Annotated in this window: 21 protein-coding genes and 1 tRNA gene; 1 reads left to right on the top strand and 21 read right to left on the bottom strand. The window is 40.2% G+C overall.

Features of this window, described 5'->3' with window-relative positions:
- Positions 1-39: 39 nt before the first annotated feature.
- From A2536_11350 to A2536_11415, 14 genes are all read right to left on the bottom strand, one after another.
- Positions 40-315 carry a hypothetical protein gene (locus A2536_11350; protein ID OGF47979.1) on the bottom strand — a complete coding sequence of 92 codons (276 nt, stop codon included), beginning with the start codon at positions 313-315 and terminating at the stop codon, positions 40-42.
- Between the two features lie 41 nt (positions 316-356).
- Positions 357-1,409: a hypothetical protein gene (locus A2536_11355; protein ID OGF47980.1), complete on the bottom strand. Its 1,053-nt coding sequence runs from the start codon at positions 1,407-1,409 to the stop codon at positions 357-359.
- 47 nt (positions 1,410-1,456) lie between these two features.
- On the bottom strand, positions 1,457-1,969 hold the full coding sequence (locus tag A2536_11360) for a hypothetical protein (GenBank protein OGF47981.1): 513 nt from the start codon (positions 1,967-1,969) through the stop codon (positions 1,457-1,459).
- 82 nt (positions 1,970-2,051) lie between these two features.
- On the bottom strand, positions 2,052-3,401 hold the full coding sequence (locus A2536_11365; GenBank protein OGF47982.1) for a hypothetical protein: 1,350 nt from the start codon (positions 3,399-3,401) through the stop codon (positions 2,052-2,054).
- A gap of 25 nt (positions 3,402-3,426) precedes the next feature.
- Positions 3,427-4,224 carry a methyltetrahydrofolate--corrinoid methyltransferase gene (locus A2536_11370; GenBank protein OGF47983.1) on the bottom strand — a complete coding sequence of 266 codons (798 nt, stop codon included), beginning with the start codon at positions 4,222-4,224 and terminating at the stop codon, positions 3,427-3,429.
- 174 nt (positions 4,225-4,398) lie between these two features.
- A tRNA-Leu gene (locus A2536_11375) sits at positions 4,399-4,483 on the bottom strand.
- Between the two features lie 212 nt (positions 4,484-4,695).
- Positions 4,696-5,127, bottom strand: coding sequence for a hypothetical protein (locus A2536_11380; GenBank protein OGF47984.1), 432 nt, complete (start codon positions 5,125-5,127; stop codon positions 4,696-4,698).
- Positions 5,121-6,173 (bottom strand): NADH-quinone oxidoreductase subunit H, encoded by a 1,053-nt coding sequence (locus A2536_11385; GenBank protein ID OGF48010.1) that lies wholly within the window; start codon positions 6,171-6,173, stop codon positions 5,121-5,123. The genes A2536_11380 and A2536_11385 overlap by 7 nt, the downstream gene beginning before the upstream one ends.
- A gap of 14 nt (positions 6,174-6,187) precedes the next feature.
- On the bottom strand, positions 6,188-7,324 hold the full coding sequence (locus A2536_11390) for an NADH dehydrogenase (GenBank protein OGF47985.1): 1,137 nt from the start codon (positions 7,322-7,324) through the stop codon (positions 6,188-6,190).
- The gene (locus A2536_11395) at positions 7,296-7,751 is read right to left on the bottom strand and encodes a hypothetical protein (GenBank protein OGF47986.1); all 456 of its coding nucleotides are present in this window, start codon (positions 7,749-7,751) and stop codon (positions 7,296-7,298) included. Before A2536_11395 ends, A2536_11390 begins: the two co-directional genes overlap by 29 nt.
- Positions 7,714-8,250 (bottom strand): NADH dehydrogenase, encoded by a 537-nt coding sequence (locus A2536_11400; protein OGF47987.1) that lies wholly within the window; start codon positions 8,248-8,250, stop codon positions 7,714-7,716. Before A2536_11400 ends, A2536_11395 begins: the two co-directional genes overlap by 38 nt.
- Before the next feature lie 427 nt (positions 8,251-8,677).
- Positions 8,678-9,754 (bottom strand): threonine synthase, encoded by a 1,077-nt coding sequence (locus A2536_11405; GenBank protein OGF47988.1) that lies wholly within the window; start codon positions 9,752-9,754, stop codon positions 8,678-8,680.
- On the bottom strand, positions 9,754-11,061 hold the full coding sequence (locus A2536_11410) for a homoserine dehydrogenase (protein ID OGF47989.1): 1,308 nt from the start codon (positions 11,059-11,061) through the stop codon (positions 9,754-9,756). Before A2536_11410 ends, A2536_11405 begins: the two co-directional genes overlap by 1 nt.
- 218 nt (positions 11,062-11,279) lie before the next feature.
- The gene (locus A2536_11415; GenBank protein ID OGF47990.1) at positions 11,280-12,335 is read right to left on the bottom strand and encodes a hypothetical protein; all 1,056 of its coding nucleotides are present in this window, start codon (positions 12,333-12,335) and stop codon (positions 11,280-11,282) included.
- A 210-nt stretch (positions 12,336-12,545) separates the two neighbouring features.
- Between A2536_11415 and A2536_11420 the strand changes: the two genes are divergently transcribed.
- Positions 12,546-13,640 carry a hypothetical protein gene (locus A2536_11420; GenBank protein ID OGF47991.1) on the top strand — a complete coding sequence of 365 codons (1,095 nt, stop codon included), beginning with the start codon at positions 12,546-12,548 and terminating at the stop codon, positions 13,638-13,640.
- Positions 13,641-13,785: 145 nt separating this feature from the next.
- Here A2536_11420 and A2536_11425 read toward each other — a convergent pair whose 3' ends face one another.
- From A2536_11425 to A2536_11455, 7 genes are all read right to left on the bottom strand, one after another.
- Complete coding sequence (locus tag A2536_11425) at positions 13,786-14,751, bottom strand: hypothetical protein (GenBank protein OGF47992.1); 966 nt, start codon at positions 14,749-14,751, stop codon at positions 13,786-13,788.
- An 84-nt stretch (positions 14,752-14,835) separates the two neighbouring features.
- Positions 14,836-15,795, bottom strand: a complete 960-nt coding sequence (locus A2536_11430) for a hypothetical protein (GenBank protein OGF47993.1) — start codon at positions 15,793-15,795, stop codon at positions 14,836-14,838.
- Positions 15,792-16,781, bottom strand: coding sequence for a hypothetical protein (locus A2536_11435; protein OGF47994.1), 990 nt, complete (start codon positions 16,779-16,781; stop codon positions 15,792-15,794). Before A2536_11435 ends, A2536_11430 begins: the two co-directional genes overlap by 4 nt.
- A gap of 34 nt (positions 16,782-16,815) precedes the next feature.
- The gene (locus tag A2536_11440; GenBank protein ID OGF47995.1) at positions 16,816-17,784 is read right to left on the bottom strand and encodes a hypothetical protein; all 969 of its coding nucleotides are present in this window, start codon (positions 17,782-17,784) and stop codon (positions 16,816-16,818) included.
- Positions 17,785-17,860: 76 nt separating this feature from the next.
- The gene (locus A2536_11445) at positions 17,861-18,319 is read right to left on the bottom strand and encodes a hypothetical protein (protein OGF47996.1); all 459 of its coding nucleotides are present in this window, start codon (positions 18,317-18,319) and stop codon (positions 17,861-17,863) included.
- 203 nt (positions 18,320-18,522) lie between these two features.
- On the bottom strand, positions 18,523-18,903 hold the full coding sequence (locus tag A2536_11450; GenBank protein ID OGF47997.1) for a hypothetical protein: 381 nt from the start codon (positions 18,901-18,903) through the stop codon (positions 18,523-18,525).
- 130 nt (positions 18,904-19,033) lie between these two features.
- Complete coding sequence (locus A2536_11455) at positions 19,034-19,915, bottom strand: hypothetical protein (GenBank protein ID OGF47998.1); 882 nt, start codon at positions 19,913-19,915, stop codon at positions 19,034-19,036.
- Positions 19,916-19,920: the final 5 nt, after the last annotated feature.

A 19,920-nucleotide genomic window follows, 5' to 3' on the forward strand; every position in this document is an offset into this window, starting at 1 on the left:
AAGGCGCGATGCTTATCAGCTTCTGCGCCTTTTTTTATTTTATACTTTTCTTAGAATCAACCCTGCTATTACTATACCAAGAACACTGCTTAAGGTAAGTTTAAGTGTAAAACCAAAGGTAACTGTAAAGAACTTTAAATCTATCACTGAAGCCGGATTTAGACCAGGGTTAACCCCATTAACAAGTATATTATGAATAATACCCTCTTTTGGGCCTATCTGTCCGATCAGCTCCCCGATAACAGAACCAATGACCGCACCGACAATGAGAATAACTATGTAGAACCAGATACTGCCGCTTTTTCCTTCTGCCATATAAAAACTCCTTTTAAATATTTTTTAATATGAAACTCAAATTATCTTCCATTTACCAATACTTTTTTTTGAACAGGCACAGGCGGTTTTATTTTATCATTAATTTCTTTAATGATACCGGCGATTTCATTCTGAGCCTGAACGCTTCCGACTCCATAATACGAATTAACTTTCATCCAGCCCCCGTCTCTTTTGATCTCAAGTATTGAAGTTAAATTGCCTCCTATTTTTTTTACTATTGCAATAGCCTTAATTATGTCAGTGCTGCTGTTGCCTTTTTTCATGGCATCAATAATGCTGTTTTTCGTTACTCCGGTAATATCAGCAAGTTTTGCCGCTTCTAATATTTTATTTCCACTAATGTCTATTAAAGGCGTATTTCCTGCTCCTTTAGGTTTTCCCGCCATCTCAACTTCTTCACGACAGGAATTTACAACAGCTGAAATTTCATACTGCTTCTGGGTATCTATTGAAAGATCCTTATAGACATTCGCAATAGTACCTCTTTTTTTTCTTTTTTCTATGACAACTGAAAGGCTATTACCTGACTTGGCAGCTATAACACAGCAAGTGATAATATCATTCACGGGTATTCCCGAGCCAAAACCATAATCCATAATCATACTACTGGAAATTCCGGTTTTTATAGATATTACGTCAGCCATAGCCCTTTTGTCTACACCGGCAGGTGTTTGTGCTGCCGTTTCTGTCTTTTCTAAATCAGCTTTCAATTTAGTATATTTTGCTGTTGCAGCTGTTTGAGCAGAAGCAGAGACAGAATACTTTTTATAGAAGTCGGTGAGGCTGGCACCTTTGTCGCTATTTTCATAAACCACTTGAAAACTACTCCCTGAAACTACAGCCGCAGCATGAATTTGCAAAACTATATCTTCACTTATTCCATATTTACTGATTTGAGACGAAGTCAGCCCGGTAATAGTAAGAAGTCTCCTTGCTCGTTCTGTCTCGGTCTTTGAGACGGTTTTTTTCGCATCAGTATTACTTTCCGCAGCAAAAAGCCGGTCCCCGGGAGAAATCACAAGCAGTGAAATTGAAAAAACCAGCAGAATCAAAATACCTGTTTTTTTTAACATAAATCCTCCAAAAACACATTTATTTTACTTAATTATTCTATCACATTTTACCACGAAATTGCTTTTCTTTTTTTGTTTTTTGGCCGGCGGCTGCTTTTTTCCTCTTCATAGCCCTTAATGTATTTTTCGATATATTCAGGATCTTTATAATCACTCTGTAACGGAGTACTTTTTGACCTTATTTTAGAATACAATTCACCGGCAGGGACTACATTTGCTCCGCATTGCTTTACATAGTACATTATTTCTTTATCAGAAGAAACAACCATAATATTTCTCGGATTTGAAGCTTCCGCTGCCATTTTTTTAATAACATCATCTGCCGATTCTCCCCCTGAAGAATAAAGGATCTCTACATTTCCAAAGTTTTCTGAATTAGAAAGGAGTTCACCTGTGCCGGCACCGTCAAAAACAGCAATTACCCGGTGTGTTACCCTTGAAGCATATTCGGATAAAAGAGAAAGGAACTTTTCCCTCTGATTTCTAAGTATTTTAAAATCAAAATCATCCGCAAAAGCGGTGGAACGCATTACATTGTATGCATCTATTAATATTATCATTGCCTACCCTCCGCCTAGGCGGATTTCGCGAAGAATTGTGGTCTTATTATTTATACTTCGCTCAATTCGTTATCTTGTTTCTCTACAACCGGACTTTAAGGTATCTAAAAGCATCATAAAGAACATAGAAAGAACCTGTTATACAGACCAGATCCTTCCTCCCTGCTATTTTCAGGGCATAATTTATACCTAAAGGAACATCATAGAAGGCTTTTCCATTTTTAATATTAGAAACTTTTAATAGTTCCTCCGGATCCGCTGACCTGTAATTTGAAGATTTGACATAAACAGCCAGATCAGTTTCTTTTTCCAGAACTTGAATAAAGCCTTTAAAGTCTTTATTCGCCGACATTCCCAGAACCATGATGAGTTTATCATATTTAAATTTTCTCAAAGAATCCATAAGAACTTTTGCAGAAGCCGCATTATGAGCAGCATCAAAAACAACAAAAGGTTTTTTTGAGATAACCTGAATTCTTCCAGGCAGGAGCATCTTACCAAGAGCTCCAGGCACGATTTTTTTTAAAAGAGTACTTGTTATTCCAAGTTTACCGGCAGCCAACTCTACGGAGGCAAGAGCAACTGAAGCATTTTGAGCTTGATGAGATCCCAGCATTCTTGAGTTTATATTATTAAAATTCAAATTCAGACCTTTCAAATTGAAGCTTATTCCGTTATGCGTATCAGCTGTAACTTCATGGAAAAAGTCACGACCTTCGATTTTGAATACAGATTTTCGCTCTTTCGCTCTATTTTTGAGAATACGTAACGCTTCACTTTTCTGAAGGGCAGAAACAACAGGAACCCCCTGTTTAATTATCCCCGCCTTTTCCCATGCAATCTTTCTTACAGTGTTTCCTAATTCCTTAACGTGATCCAGACTTATTGGGGTAATGACCGATACCAAGGGATGAACGACATTGGTAGCATCCAATCTTCCACCCATACCGACCTCAAGGACCATTACGTCAACCTTCTTTTTAAAAAAATATAAAATGCCCATGGCGGTATAGACTTCAAAAAACGTAGGCAAGCCGTATTTTGTCTCTTTTTCTATTTTTTCAACCAGGGGTTTGATCTCTTCGGTCAGGCGGTCAAGTTCTTTCCAGGAAATATTTTTATTATTTATCTTTATTCTCTCTCTGAATGTCAGGATATGAGGAGAAGTGTAAAGCCCGGTCTTGATCCCTGCGGCCCGCAAAATAGAAGCGATATAATTCGAGGTGGACCCTTTGCCTTTTGTTCCGGTCACGTGGATGGAACGTACTTTTAAATGAGGATCGCCCATTAATGAAAGAAGATATTTCATTCTTTTCAGATTAAAATATGCGGCATTATAGGAATAACCTGTGGTTCTCTCGTAGTCATTTAAACCGTTCAGGAATTTTTCTGCTTTGTTTACCCTGTGTGCATAAGTTCGGGCAGGTTTCATTTTGGCTCCAAAACAGCTTTAACTTTTAGACAAGCTTTTCTTCTCTGGCTGCCGTAATATAATCCATACAGTATTCATCTTTATTAAGAAGCGCCTTCGCCGCATAGACAAGTGACACCATCTTTTTATCAAGAGGATCAATAAGCGCTGAATCAAGCCCCGCAGTCATAAGCATTACAACAAAAGCCTGATTGATAAGAGCTCTTAATGGAAGCCCATAAGAGATATTTGAAAGCCCGCAAGTAGTTTTTATCCCCGGGAACTTTGCTTTGATCTTCATAATGCTTTCAGCCGCATCCAATCCGTTTATACCGTTCGTTGACAACGGAAAAATGCAAGGATCAACATAAATATCTTCGATCTTTATTCCTATTTTAAGTATCTTATTAACAAGCGAATCAGCAATTTCCATACGGCGGTTTACGGTATCCGCAACACCTTTTTCATCTATAAGCAGCGCAACTACCATAGTGTCATATTGTTTAACAAGCGGCAGAATTGATTCTATTTTTGGCTGCTCATCCGTAACTGAATTAACTAAAGGCCTGCCGTTTTTGTTTAATTGAAGGGCGGCAGCAACCGCTTTCGAATTCGCCGAATCAATACAGATAGGAAGCTTTGTATGCTTCTGGACCAGCTCCATAAGCCATTTCATATCTTCTACTTCTTTTTCCGGAGACTTGCCGGCATTAACATCTATCATGTGGGCCCCGAACTGTTCCTGTTCCGTCGCCTCTTTTATTATATACTTCTCATCTTTATTGGCAACAGCCGCGCCGACATGTTTTCTGGTAGCATTTATTCTTTCTCCGATTATAAGCATGATGAACTCCTTGATAAGTGCAGGTCCTGGGTTCTAGGTTCTGGGGCCTGGGTTTGAATTAATGTGGTATATTTATGAAACACTTTGAAAATCGAGAATCGAAAGTTGACATCTTCTTTTATTCAATATCTTCCTTATCTATTCTCTATTTTCTATTGTCGATTTTCTGCTTTATGGTGCCGGGAGGGGGACTTGAACCCCCACGGGAAAGCCCATACGCACCTCAAGCGTACGTGTCTGCCAATTCCACCATCCCGGCGTTTGAAGCTTGATACAACATCAAGAACGAGGTTTTAGTATAATAACAGATTTAAACTTGCAATTCCATCCAAATTCAATCACTAAGATCTAAATTCTAAGCACTAAACAAACACAAAATCAATCAAGACTTAAATTCTAAATCCTAAACAAAATCATTGTACTTATTTTAAATACCTTCATTTTTAGTGCTTAGTGCTTTATTCTTAGTTATTATTTTCTTACCAACTTGTCTTTCCCCAGCACCATCCCGGCTCTATCGTAAGAGACGAACTCATAGTCAGTCGTATGCACCAGGCATTTTTTTGGGCAGGACTCTACGCATAAGCCGCAAAACATGCACCTGCCAAAATCAACGGTATAACTGCTGGTTTTTCTTTTATTATCTATAGGATCTTTATAGACTTCCATGGTTATGCATTGAACGGGACAGATCTTGGCGCAAATCTGACAACCATCGCAAATCTCCACGCTCTTATCATCACAGAGCTGTCTGAGCGTTCCGCGCCAGACCGGAGCAACCTCCCGCCTTTCGTAAGGATATTGCACAGTTACAGGTTTTGTAAAGTAATATTTTAAAGTAACGCCCATACCTTTTATTAAACTCCAGGTACCTTTAAATATCTTTACAAAGTAATTTACCATTTAAACACCACCATGCGAAGTCCGATAATAAATATGTTAAGAAACGCCAGAGGAATAAGAATCTTCCATCCAAAATCCATCAAGCGATCAACCCTTAATCTGGGAAAAGTCCATCTGAACCACATCAAAATAAAAACAATGAAATAAGTCTTAATTAAAAGTACAACAACACCCGGTAAGAAGGAAAGCCAGGCAGGTGCGCTCCAGCCTCCCAAAAATACCGTAGCCGCAACCATTGAAATAATAAGCATATTCGTAAATTCCGAGAGCATGTAAAAGCCATATTTAAGACCGCTATATTCGGTATTATAACCGGAAACTATCTCGGATTCAGCCTCAGGAATATCAAACGGAACTCTATTAACTTCCGCTGTACCGGCAACCAGGTACAATATAAAAGCCAGCGGTTGAGTAAATACAAACCAGAACTTACCGTCTCCGCTTTGAGCAGCAACCATATCATTGAGTTTCAAGCTTCCTACAACCATAACAATGCTTAAAATGGAAAGCACCAGAGGGATTTCATAACTCACCATCTGCGCAGCCGACCGGATACCGCCAAGAAGGGTATATTTATTATTGGAAGACCAGCCGCCCATGATAATAGCAAGAACGGCAATAGAAGAAAAAGCAAATATTAAAAGTATCCCTATATTAAGATCTTGAACTATAAGGTTCTTCTCAAAGGGGATGACCAGAAATGCCATCAGGGAAGGCACAAAAACCACTATCGGAGCAATCCTATGAACCCATTTGTCCGCCTTTGAAGGGATAATATCCTCTTTAAACAAGAGCTTTACCATGTCTGCTATAGTTTGAGCCCAGCCTCTCCATCCGCCCACATGCATAGGCCCCATACGTGATTGCATATGCGCGGAAACTTTTCTCTCCAGCCAGATAAGATACAGGACTGAAACCGCGATAAAAACCAAAAGAGCAACACCAAATATTATTTTTTCTATAGTATACGCAAAAATATAGGGAAGTCCCAGCCAGCTTATCAATCGTTCAATAAGGGAAACGCCCCATAACCATACTTTTTCCAATCCGTAATTTGAACTCATCTGTCAATCTCTCCGAGAGTTATATCAATAGAACCTAAAATTGCGATAACATCAGCAACTTTGACACCGACCAGAACTTTTTGAAGTATCTGTAAATTAATAAAAGACGGCGCTCTAAGATGAAATCTGTAAGGATTGGCAGAACCGTCACTTACTAAATAAACGGACAGTTCACCTTTGGGCGACTCTGTCCTCACATAAGCTTCTCCGACAGGAGGTTTTATTACTTTTGGAACTTTTGCAATAATTTCACCAGGTTCAAGTTTTTCCAGTACCTGTTCAATGATCTTTAATGATTCACGGAGTTCCAGCATTCTCAGTAAATACCGGTCAAAACAATCTCCATTTTCCAGAGCAGGAACATTAAAATCAAATTCATTATATACGGAATAAGTATCGTCTTTTCTAATATCATATTTAATGCCTGAAGCTCTGATTATCGGACCGCTTAAGGAATAGCCGACACAATCTTCTTTTGAGAACTTCCCGACACCTTCTGTCCTGTCCCTGAAAATAACATTATCCGTGACCAGATTATCATAATCTTTTAATTTAGCTCTCATAAACCTGATAAACACTTTTGTTTTTTCTACAAAATCAGACGGAAGATCTCTTGCTACGCCTCCCACTCTGAAATAATTATAAGTAAGACGGGCTCCCGAAACACTTTCAAAAAGTTCAATAACCTGTTCTCTCTCTCTGAATCCAAAAACCAAAGCTGTGGTTGCTCCAAGATCCATGGCAAAGAAACCAAAGAAGAGCATATGATTTACAACCCTGTTCAGCTCTGCCATCAGTATCCTTATATATTGAGCCCTTATTGGCGCTTCAACTCCTAGATGTTTCTCTATTGCTAACGCAACTGCAAAATTATTGTTCATTGAACAAACATAATCATACCTGTCGCTCATAGCAATATTTGCCTGATAAGTACGTTTCTCGGCAAGCTTTTCCATACCTCTGTGCAAATAGCCGATATCAGGTTCTGCTTTTACGATAACTTCACCGTCAAGCACCAGTCCAAGGCGTAACACCCCGTGTGTAGAAGGATGCTGAGGCCCCATGTTTAAATACATGGTCTCAAAGCCGTCTTTATCTAATATTTTAGTCGTATTGATCTGGTTTTCTGTCATAGTCTTTTCTCAAAGGATGTCCTTCCCATTCGCAGGGAAGTAAAATTCTTTTTAAATTCGGATGTCCCGGAAAGTCAATACCAAGCAGGTCAAAGGCTTCTCGCTCCTGCCAGTCAGCGCCCGCATGAAGAAGTGTTATTGATGCTACAGCCGGCCTTTCTTTTGGAAGTTTTACTTTTAACGCAAGCTTTACCTTATTTTCCAGGGAAGTAAAATGATATATCACTTCAAAATATTCTTTGTAATCCGTAGCGCAAAGATTCATAAGGAAATTAAGGCTCTCTTCCTTGAGGTATCTCACAACCTCAAATAAAGAAGCCGCCGGACAGCTAAGGGCAGGTATACCGTCCTTTAACTTTTCAGCAGGTACATCAGCGACGTCCGGGAACTTAGCTTTTATTTTTGTTAAATATTCTTGCGCGTCCATTGTTCTTTATTGTATCCTTTTTTATTTTTTCCTGCAGTTTTATAATACCCTGAATGAGATTCTCGGGACGAGGCGGACAGCCTGTAACATAAACATCCACCGGAATTACCTTGTCCACTCCTTTTACAACGGAATAAGAATCATAGAAAGGCCCGCCGGTGTTTGAACAACTCCCCATAGATATAACATATTTGGGCTCTCCCATCTGGTCATAAAGTTTTTTCAGCCTTGGAGCCATTTTTTTTGTCAATGTTCCAGCTACAAATATAAGATCAGCCTGTCTGGGAGTGGGTCTCGGGAAGACCCCGAACCGGTCAAGGTCATATTTTGACATATTTGCTGAGATCATTTCGAAAGCACAGCAGGCTAAACCAAAAGTCAATGGCCAAAGAGAATTAGCGCGAGACCAGTTAATAAACCAGTCTGCGGATGTAATTACAAACCCTCCGCCGGGGAACTTTTCCAGTATATATGGTGCTTCGTCAAGCAATATACCCATCTATTTCTGCTCCTTGTCTCCGGATCTAAGTATACTTGCCCCTATCTTTTTTTCTCTAATCACAACGTCTTTAAACCTTTCTCATTTTAAATAACAAACCGCCTCAAACAGGCGGTTTTGCCTTAATAGTTCATTTTACCATTTAAAGGCCAAAATGTAAACCAAAAGTAAATCAATAACTAAGCTTAAAATCCTAAATCCTAAGCAAAATCATTGTAATATATGAACCTCTGCGGACTTACGTCCGGAGTTTCGGCGAATGGAATTCAAATTTATCCCGCTTTATGATATATTTCCTATCGGGAAAAGCTTTGCTTATTATTCATGCCGCATTCATCCACGGAGTTACCTCCGTGGTTTTCTGCGGCATACTCGCCATAAATTGTCTTCCTTTTTAGTGCTTAGTGCTTTATTCTTAGTGCTTGTTTTACAAGGAAATGTGCTTCATTATTTCTTTAATGCTAGGTTTAACCGTTATGGGTGGTTTGGAGACCTTAATTGCCCTGTCAGGATCTTTAAGACCGTGACCTGTCAGGATACAAACTACTCTGGCTTTTTTAGTACCGGCTTTCTTTGAAAAATATTTTTTTCCTGCAAGTTTATAGACACCGGCTATTGAAGCTGCTGAAGCCGGTTCACAAAATACGCCTTCTGTTGCCGCAAGTATTTTATAAGCTGCCACTATTTCATTATCACTCACCATATCAATAAGACCTTTGGATTCATCCCTCGCCGCCTCCGCCTGTTTCCAGGAAGCAGGATTCCCAATACGTATTGCAGTCGCTATCGTTTCAGGTTTTTCTACCGGATATCCACGGACAATCGGAGCCGCTCCTTCCGCCTGAAAACCAAGCATTACGGGAGTTCTGTTAATCCTTCCGACAGCTCTAAACTCCTTATATCCCTTCCAATATGCAGTAATATTTCCGGCATTTCCGACAGGAATCGCGTGAAAATCAGGGACAAAATTCTCGCATATCTCAAAAGCTCCTGTTTTTTGCCCCTCTATTCTGTAAGGATTAATAGAATTAACAAGTGTTATCGGATATTTTGAGGAGATCTCTTTAACAACATTTAAAGCATCATCGAAGTTACCGTCTACAGCAAGCACCGTAGCTCCATGCATAAGAGCTTGCGTAAGTTTACCCAAAGCTATCTTTCCGGCAGGAAGAATAACCACACACTTCATTCCCGCTCTGGCGGCATAAGCCGCGGCCGAAGCAGAAGTATTTCCCGTAGAAGCACAGATTACCGCTTTGGAACCTTCCTCCTTTGCTTTGGAAATTGCCATTGTCATTCCGCGGTCTTTAAAAGAACCGGTCGGGTTCATACCTTCAAACTTCAGATAAAGCTCAATATCTTTACTGATCTTTCTTTCAAGATTAAAAGCGCGTATCAGCGGAGTATTTCCTTCACAAAGGGAAATCACCGGAGTCTTTTTTGTTACCGGAAGATATTTTCTCCAGGTGTCAATCAATCCTTTATAAATATTTATTTCTTTCATTATTCTCCCTTTTCCATACGCAGCGCCAGGGTTTTTTCTTTGGTGGCGGAAAGTTTATCTATTTCAGCAAGGGCCTTTCTCATCTCTTTCTCTTTTGCCTCATGAGTGGTTATAATTACCGGAACTTTACTGCCCGAATGCTGTTCTTTCTGATCTACAGAAGAGATGCTGATTCCATGCGTTGCAAGTACTCCCGCTATTTTCGCAAATACTCCGGGTTTATCCAGAACTGTAAATCTCAAAAAATACCTGAAATTTATTTCATTTATGGATTTAACTTTAATTTTTGCTTTTCCTTTTTCAAAAAATACGCTTGGAACTTTACCCGCTATTCCGTTTATTATATTCCTTGCGATATATATAATATCACTTACGACCGCGGAAGCGGCTGAATCTCCGCCGGCTCCCTGTCCGTAGAACATAACAGGCCCAACCGCGTCACCGACGAAATAAATACCGTTATACACATCATCAACCGCAGCCAACTGGTGTTCGCTGGAAATAAGCGCGGGATGAACCCTGACATCCAGGGTCCCGTCCACAGCCTTGGCAATTGCAAGAAGTTTAATAACATATCCAAGCTCCCTGGCATTGAGCATATCTTTTCTGGTAATACGGGAAATTCCTTCCACGTAGACATCCTTAAGGTCAACGGCCGTATCAAAGGCAATGGAAGAAAGTATTGCCAGTTTGTTCGCCGCATCTTTACCTTCAAGATCCGTAGAAGGATCCGCCTCCGCGTAACCTTTTTTTTGCGCGTCTTTAAGCACTTCTTCAAAATCCTTATTGTCCTCGAGCATCCTTGTAAGGATATAATTGGTAGTACCGTTTACAATGCCATATATGGATTTAATATTATTTGCCGCCAAACCGTCATGGAGAGCTTGTATAACCGGTATTCCGGCGCCGACAGAAGCTTCGATATATACATCCACTCCGTTCTTCTTCGCTGTTTCCATTATCTCTTCCCAGTATTTAGCAAGCACAGCTTTATTGGCTGTTACAACATGTTTACCGTTATTCAGGGCATCAATAATAAACTTATGGGCAGGCTCAACTCCACCGATTAGCTCGACAACAATATCTATATCCGGATCATTTATGATATTATAGGCATCGGTGGTAAGTATCTTTTTGTCAATTTTAACACCCCGGTTAGTAGTAATATCTTTATCCGCGATCCTTGTTACAATTATCCTGCCGCCGGCGCGCCTGCTTACTTTGGCATTATTTTCATTAATTATCCTGACAGCTGAAGCCCCAACCGTACCAAAGCCGATTAACCCTACTTTAATATCGTTCTTCATATTGATTCCCCTTTGAAAAGCAATTAAATCTAAACATTGTATTTTACCAGAAATTGGGCATTTTTAAAAGCGGCAAAAATGATTTATTTTATTGATTTTTTCTCAACCTTCCTACAATAGGGTCTAAAATATGACTGGAAAGCAACTCTAACTACAACGGAGCGATAATAGCAAAAACTGCTATTATCGCTCCGCTAAAAATCTCTGCAATAATTAAATTATGTAATTTTAACTTCTTTTTTTGTTTTTGACGACAAATATATCGCATCAATAACTTTTTGCACCTGCAAGCCATGCTCTCCCGGAGTTACCGGAGTCTTGTTATTTTTCACACTATCAATAAAATTACTGAACTGATTAAACCAGTTATCTTCTTTTATATACTTTGGAACGATATCGGCGATTTTACCGTAATGTTCGGTGTAAATTTTTAACGGCTCGTCAATATCCAATCTGGCCCCGCCCTTATCACCAAGTATAACGGAATAAAAACAGTCCTTTTCAACATTTGCCGCCCAGCTGACTTCGAGCGTCATGGTAGCGCCATTTTCAAACCTTACAAAAGCAGTAGCATAATCATCCACGTCGTAAATTCCCTTTTCATTCTTTGAGCCCCACATAGAGATATAGTTGTAATCTTTTTTATGACCGAACATCATATATTCGGAACCCGTAACGGATACCGGCTTGGGGAATCCCATTTCCCACATTGTAAGGTCTATGATATGAACTCCGATATCAATAAGACCGCCGCCGCCTGATTTTGATTTGGTAGTAAACCAGGTTCCCCATCCCGGGACACCCCTTCTTCTCAAAGCAAACACCATGGAATGATAAACATTTCCCATATCCCCCCCGGTAATAAGCTTTTTAAGCAGCAGGCTCTCAGACCTGAACCTTTGCACAAATCCTATTGCTAATATCTTTTTTGCTTTTTTTCCGGCAGCTATCATCTCCTCTGCTTCCCCGGCATTCATTGCCATAGGTTTTTCACAAAAAACATGACAACCCATTTCAAAAGCTTTAATCGTTACTTCCTTGTGGAGATGATTCGGGAGTGCTACAGTTACCGCATCAAGTTTCTCTTTTTTTATCATTTCCTTATAATCTTTATATACTTTAGGTATCTGCCAGTTAGTTGCCGCAACTTTTGCCCTTGCCTCGTCAATATCGCAGATAGCTGAAAGTTCCGCATCTTTAACCTGTTTCAATGCTTTTGAGTGCGCCGAGCCTATTCCTGCACCGATTACTCCAATTCTTACTTTACCACCCATAGCTCCCCCTTTTATTTACAAATCTTATAACATACTTTTACATCATTTAAATATTATCACAATAGATTTTTTTTAACAATAGATAATTTCCTTGATTATTCAATGATTATTGCTTAATATATCATTATGAATAAGAGCATAGATTTTGTAGCGGCAGGACACATCTGCCTTGATATTTTTCCCTCATTTTCTAAATCAAAAACAGGAGATATGAGTAAACTATTCTCGGCCGGCAGCCTTACAATTATCGATAAGGCCGTGCTTTCAACAGGCGGTTCCGTATCAAACACCGGCCTTTCCCTGTTAAAATTGGGAAACCGCGTGGAACTGATGACAAAGATCAGCGACGATATGTTCGGCGGGATTATTAAGGCCCTATTAAAGCAGCATACAAATAATTTATCCGGCATTAACACTATAAAATCTGAAAGCAGTTCCTACACCATAGTAATGGCAATTCCGGGTGTTGACAGGTTTTTCTTTCATAATCCGGGAACAAACAATACTTTCGGTTGTAACGATATAAACTTTAATACAGTAAAGAAGGCGCGGGTCCTTCATCTGGGATATCCTACACTCCTACGGAAGTTGTATTTAAATAACGGATCAGAGCTCGTCAAAATATTCAAAAAAGCTAAGTCACTCGGGACCGTCACATCCCTTGATATTACTATGCCTGATCCAAGCGAAGAAGCAGGTAAACTTAACTGGAATAATATTTTTAAAAAATTAATGCCGTATACGGACATATTCCTGCCGAGTATAGAAGAGGCTCTATACACACTAAACAAAAAACGCTATTACGAAATCAAAAAAGCCGCAGGCAGCAAAGATCCGGTGGATTTTTTCACTTTAAAAGATTTAACCCGGGTTGCAGATACATTACTCGATTACGGCGTTAAGATTGCAGTTATAAAATGCGGGCACCGCGGGTACTATTTAAAAACCGCAGGGAAAGCTATTATAGAAAAACTTCCGGTAAAAATAAAAAATTGGGCAAAAAAAGAAATCTGGACGCCCTGCTTTCACGTTGAAAAAGCAGCAAGCGCAACCGGGGCTGGAGACGCGTCTATTGCCGGTTTTTTAACTGCTTTTGTTAAGGGAGAATCTGCGATAACCGCAGTAAAATGCGCAACAGCCGCAGGCGCTCAAAATGTAACAAAAATGGATGCACTCAGCGGAATAAAAGACTGGAAAACAACAATAAAAATGGCGCAAAGCAAAAAATTAAAAATTAAATATTTTAAGATTAATGATAAAAAATGGATATTTAACAAAAAAGACCGGATCTGGATAAAAGTTTAGCCGGTTTTATGCAGTTTTCCCCTTGAAAGAGAAGCAAAAACACCCGACAGGGTCATAAATCAAGTATTCTGTTTTACCGAAAGATGGGTATTTTTTAATACGGCAAATAGGATTTGTTTTACTGTGTTTTTACGATATTTTCAAACTATTTCTTGAGTACGTCTATATCGTCTATATAGGCATAGGTAGTAACACTTGAGGTATCTTTAAGTACAACCGAAACCTTGTCAGTTGAATACTTGGCTTGTCCGGTGATAGTGTACGGAATGCCCATGATTACATCCAAAGCACTATAAACGCTGTAAGCTACGCTCCCAGCTTCTTTGTCATAAACCATCTCTACGTAATAGAAGATGCCTTGTGCCGGCGCCCCAAATCCGGACAGAATTGATCCTGTGCCGGAAGGAGTTTTCCTATAGAAATTATTGTTATATATTCCTATTTCCGGTCCATTATTTGCTAAGTCTTTCAATCCAACCATGAAACTGTTTTGATTAATACTCGATACGTTTATTGCCGCCTTAACCCTTGCGCCTTTGGTACCATTTATACCGCTGTATACTAACTCTGAATAATCATTAAGATTAGTTCCGCAGGTAAACTTAACACTTTGAGAAGCACTGAGGCTAGCCGAGCTATCCACCGTCGGTAAAATACTTGCAGAGCCGAATTTATTTGTTGACCAGGGTGAGGGAGGTATCTGCCCGAAGGTATACGGGCTAAAAGCACAGGGAAAAGTATTAGAAGGTCTGCCGGGAGAAAGAGAGAAATCTACGGTCTTATGCTCCCCGATTGCCAAGGCTATCATTTGGGAACTATCAGAATACCAGGGATACGTCACCGTAAGGGTAATATTTCCAGTCGGTGCCTTATCAAAAAAATAATGACCTGAATCACCTGTGGTGTTTGTCTTAGTTGTATTTACAAGCGAGACGGTTGCTCCGTTAACAGACATCCCTCCACTGCTATATCTTACAAAACCTTCTACGAAGCCTTCCCCGCCGCCATTATACAAAGGATCCATAGGATTGCTTCTTTGCAGATTTTCAGGACCGCAACCGATAAGAGCAACCGATAAAACTATCAATCCCAGTATATATATTTTTCTCATATTTTTTTCCCTCTGCAAGAATTATACTATAATATAAAGAACTTTAATACAATATTCTATTATTTAAAAAACCAGTAAAAGATATTATTTAGCGAGGGCTTTTACTTCATCAAAATAACAGGCGAAAACACCGCTGGTATTGTACAGGACAATGGACACCTTGTTAAAACTGTTATGCGCGCTGGTATTCCATATAGGTTGGGGTGAACTCTTCCAGACATTTGACCCGCTGTAATTATCTATACTGAATTCGACGGTATTGGCATCATTATCGGCGACGATAGTGAAAGAATAATAAGTACTCGCTGTCAAAGCAGAGGTGCAGATAGCATAAGTAGGGCTTGCCGGAGTCCGTCTATAGACACCCCAGCTTCCTCCCGGATTGTAGAAACCGAGTTCGATAACTCCGGTTCCTGCCGTATCTGTCAGCTTAAGAAAACAAGAACTGTCCTGACCGCTTATTTGCATAGCAACTTTTGTTTTTATTCCGCTGCCGGTTGATATAAGTTTGGAATCAAGAAAGTAATTTTGTCCGGAACCCGTGGAAATTTGACAGCCGTTGGAACCGCTTACACCTACCCCACTGTTGACATTGAACGGGCCAACATACCCTGGCTGCCAAGTTGGAGTTGCAGGAGCTCCGGTATAGCCATTAAAATCTTCAAAGAGCACCGGATTTTCATTCATAGCCACGGCATACCCGCTTCTTTGTTCCCCTGAACTCAATTTTGTTATAACAACAGCTCCGCCGGTCTGCCTGAGGAAAGAAGCTGAGGCCGCCAAAGTATAATCTCTGCCTGCAGGAACACCCCGGATACTGAAGTCCCCTGTCCCGTTTGTCTGAACAATAGAACCAGAGAAAGAGGGCGTTAAAGCCACAGTTGCATTAGAAAGCCCTATTCCACCAAGCATTACTCTTCCGGATACTACGCCGCTACCCTCACTGCTATAATTAGGATCTAGAGGATTAATCCTCTGCAGATTCTCAGGACCGCAACCCGAAATAAAAAAACACAAAAAAGTCAACATCAATGTTTTTTTCATCTTTCCGTCACCTTGAACTCGTCAACATTTATACTGAGTGGTATCTGAGCCGGGGACTGTGTATCCATTATAATGCGGGCTCTGGAAAGCATCGCCGTTCCGGAATTATTTAAAACCGCGGTTCGCCGGATTATAATACTTTTCGTAACGGCATCTTTGACTGTAAATGTAGCTTTGTTCTCCTGACCGTCCGCTTCAACTTCAAGCAGCCAGAAAACTATTGTTCCCCCGCCCTGCGTCCCGAGTGATTGTGTCGTATCATCTTTTGTGCCTTCAGCCTTAGTCTGATACTGCATTCCGACAATCGAGGTATTGGTAAATCCTATTCCTGCAATCTCCTCGTTAGAATTTGTGCAGAGGGCTAATCTAAAACAATAAGTAGCCATATTGCTTTGTACTTTTGCGGAGATTTTATAGGAAGAATTATCTGTAATAACCCTATAGACATACGCCGCACCGCTGGCATCCGGTTTGGAAAGGTTAAGTTCATAAGAACCGGAGGTACCTCCCGCCATCACATTGGCACCGCCGGAAGCTGTGATTGATACGAACCAGGGCACAGACAACTGGGCGACAGGCGTGTAGGTTTCAAAACTATCTTCTATTGTAGGAGGTTTCGGTGTCAAAACCCTCTCATCATAAACCGTACTGTTCGTGGCCGTAAAAGTATCCTGTATGCCAGAATGGAAAGCAGCCGTGACACTTCTTGTAAGATTTTGCCCCATTGGGATGTCACTGATAAGAAAATCCCCTGTATCATTTGTGTACGCCTGTTTGTTAAAATTATTGCCTGAAAGGGTCACTCTAGCATTGACAAGAAATGTATTACCGTCGGTGCTTCTTACTTTACCGGTGTAAGTCGCAGTACCCAGCGAACTGCCGTTATATTGCGGATCCAGGGGATTGCTTCTTGTAAGGTTATCCTGTCCGCAGCCAAGCAAAACCAAAATTATTACTACACAAACGGTCAAATATATTTTTCTCATATATTTCCTGATTGGAACCATTTCGCATTAATTTTTATTTCTTTATAATCTCTATTTCGTCAATATAAGTATTAATGGTAGTCCCCTGAGAGTAGTTGGAATTCTTAATGTAGAATTTGTCTATACTCCTGTATGTACCGCTGAAAGTAATCGTTCCGGAATCCATCATCTTTATGGTTTTATTCTGGTTCCAGAGTTCAAACCTTGCAGTCCTGTCCTCATAATTCACCTCAAAATACAGATAGTACCACTCATTACATGCAGGAAAAGGAGATACAAAAGGTGTACCGGTGAATCCCGAAGGAAGCAGATATTTCACATAATCCGCTGCCGAGCCGTCGAAACCAAACTCCGTGGTTTGATTATTCATATTAGTCACACCGATTTTCATATTACAAATTAAACTAACCTGATCCGTCTTTACTTTTGCTGAAACCCGGACTCCTGTTGTATTAAGTCCATAAAGCTCAAGTTTCGAGTATTGATTTGCCAGACTACCGCTGTCAAACCTGCAGGATTTAATTCCCGCAGAGGATGTACTGGAGTCAACAAATACGGTACCTCCGGAAGCGGTGTTGCTCCAGGGTGAGCCCGGACTGGTCGCACTTATATAATTTTCAAATCCCTCAGGATTGCACGGAGCCTGGTAATTAGGAGTCATATTCGGCGGATTAAAGTTAACGTTAATAGTGGAACCTGCTATCACGGCTTGCTGCGTAGAGCTTATAGGATTAAACCAGGGTGCTTGCGCTAAAACAGTATACGTTCCGGGGGCAATTGAAAGCATATATGTTCCACCCGCATCCGTTGTGGCAATTTTCGTAGCAGGTGTAGTAAAAACAGTTACTCCGGACATAGGTTGACCGTTTAAGTAGAATGAACCCTGAACTACCCCATTACCGCCAAACTGCGGATCCAGTGGGTTGCTTCTCTGAAGATTCTCCTGGCCACAACCAACTAGAATAACTGCAGTCAAGCCAATTGCAAGAATTAGTTTTCGCATATTAACATCTCCTGATCATTTCTTACTGTCAACTCTTTTGTATATTTCTTGTATAATAACATAAATTCCGGTTTTTTTAAACTTTTTTATGCCTTCTTATTATTTCAAGCGTTATAAAATATGAAACAACGGCAAACACGGCCGATATTATGATATTTCCAAGCATATAAGCGAAAAAAGCAGGTCCAATTGCTTTAAAGATATTTCCCGTTTTTAGTTCTCCAAGTATAAGGGCTCTTTCTGTTCCTATCAAACTCCCGCCCAATATCGAAGAAAGCGTCCAAAAAAATGGCGTTGTCAACGGATTCATTATTAAGCTTCCCGCCACAGCGGCAGCTTTATTAATCCTAAATACCACCGCCAAAACATACGCAAGTACCAAGCCAAGCCCAAAAGTCGGAAAAATCCCCAGAAACACACCTACTGCAACTCCGGCTGCAACTCTAGGAGGCGAATCATTCGCCCTGACAATCCTTAAATACATGAACCTGAGAATCCTTTTAAATTCAGGCCTCTTACATCTTAATTTTAGCATTTTTCCCCATGAATGATGTTAAATAACTCACAAAACTTATGTGTTTTTTAGCTTTAATGATTTTAACAGCAAACGCCCGAAATAACAAGCCAAAACAACCGGCTGATATCACAAATATGGAAATAGATGACACAGATAAATAAATATATGGGGTATTTCTAAAAGATGAAGGATGTCTGCTTTCTTTAATTCCTTTTCTTGTTTTACTTGCTAAATGCAAGATATCCAAGTACTACTAAATTGACACCGGGAATTATCATCAAAATACCAAGCCAGCTTTCCTTGCCTCTGGCTTCGGCTACTCCTATTGCTAAAAATATACCCGCAACTATATTAACAATAGGGACAAGGCACAGTATTGCCCACCAAGCCGGTTTTTTGGCTATATTCGCCGCTAAAAATAAATTTGCAATCGGAATCCAGGCAAGCCAACTATCTGCAGTATTCGTCTTCTTCGCAATTGTCTGAAGGCAAACCGCGCAAAATATATAAACTGCCGCAAAAGCAAAAAGAAAAACCACAAAAAACGCCCCCATCATCGCCATCATCCCGCCTGATATTGCCGGTGTTTCCATCCCGTTCATATTTCCTCCGTGGAAATTAAATCTGAATAAATTATATCCTATCTTTTAGAATTATACCACATGAATATACAGGCAATTGTTTTATCTGTGTCATCTCATTTCCATCAGAGCCATCAGCCGGCTGTTTCGGCTAGAAACCGGCAGAAAAAGAGAACCTGTGCACGTCCGCAAATCCGTCATTATCCATTAAAAACGAATAATCTATTTTATAGTTCTTATAATTTACACCAAAACCTGAGGTCAAATCTCCATGATTTAATCCGATACGAAAAGCTAAGAATTTATTTAAAATGAACTCGCTGCCAATCCTATATTTTAAAATCAAAGCAGTATTACTTTCTATATCCGCTGAGACAGAAAACTTTTCAAGAATAATACTTTGCGCCGCGCCAAAAACAAATAATGTTTCAACATAGTCTGTCCTGCCGCCGGACCAGGTAACACCTGTATTAATATCTTTGACCGCCATACCTGTCGAGAAATACGGGCCAAATGGTTTGTATATTATTCCAAGATCCCCTCCAAAGCCCTTTCCTATTGAATCCAGCGAAGAAGCATAATAGTATTTTAAACTTATACCTGCTTTCATTCCTTCAAATATAATGTTTGCATAACTGACAGAGAGCACTCCTGCATTAAAATCAATATCTCCCGTCACAGCACCGGAATCATCCCTTCCCTCTATGCCGCTTACTCTGAAATAATGCAGGCTTAACCCGGCTGAGCCCGCGCAATTATCCATTTTTTCATAAATACCGGCAAAACCGTTCAAGCGTCCATAGTCCATATTGCTGAACATCCCCGTAAAATGTGTCTTATAAACATTCAGTTGGGCAAGACCGGCAGGATTCCAATACAATGCCGAAGTATCATCGGAAAGTGCGGTAAAAGCCCCGCCCATAGCCAAAGCTCTGGCGCCTGCGCCTGCAGATAAAAATGAAAACGAATCCGAAGCTTCCGCAAAAGAAAAATAACCCATAGCAAAAACAGATAATATAATTTTTTTTAGCATCCAGC

The sequence above is a fragment of the Candidatus Firestonebacteria bacterium RIFOXYD2_FULL_39_29 genome (assembly GCA_001778375.1).
Lineage (GTDB): Bacteria > Oederibacteriota > D2-FULL-39-29 > D2-FULL-39-29 > D2-FULL-39-29 > D2-FULL-39-29.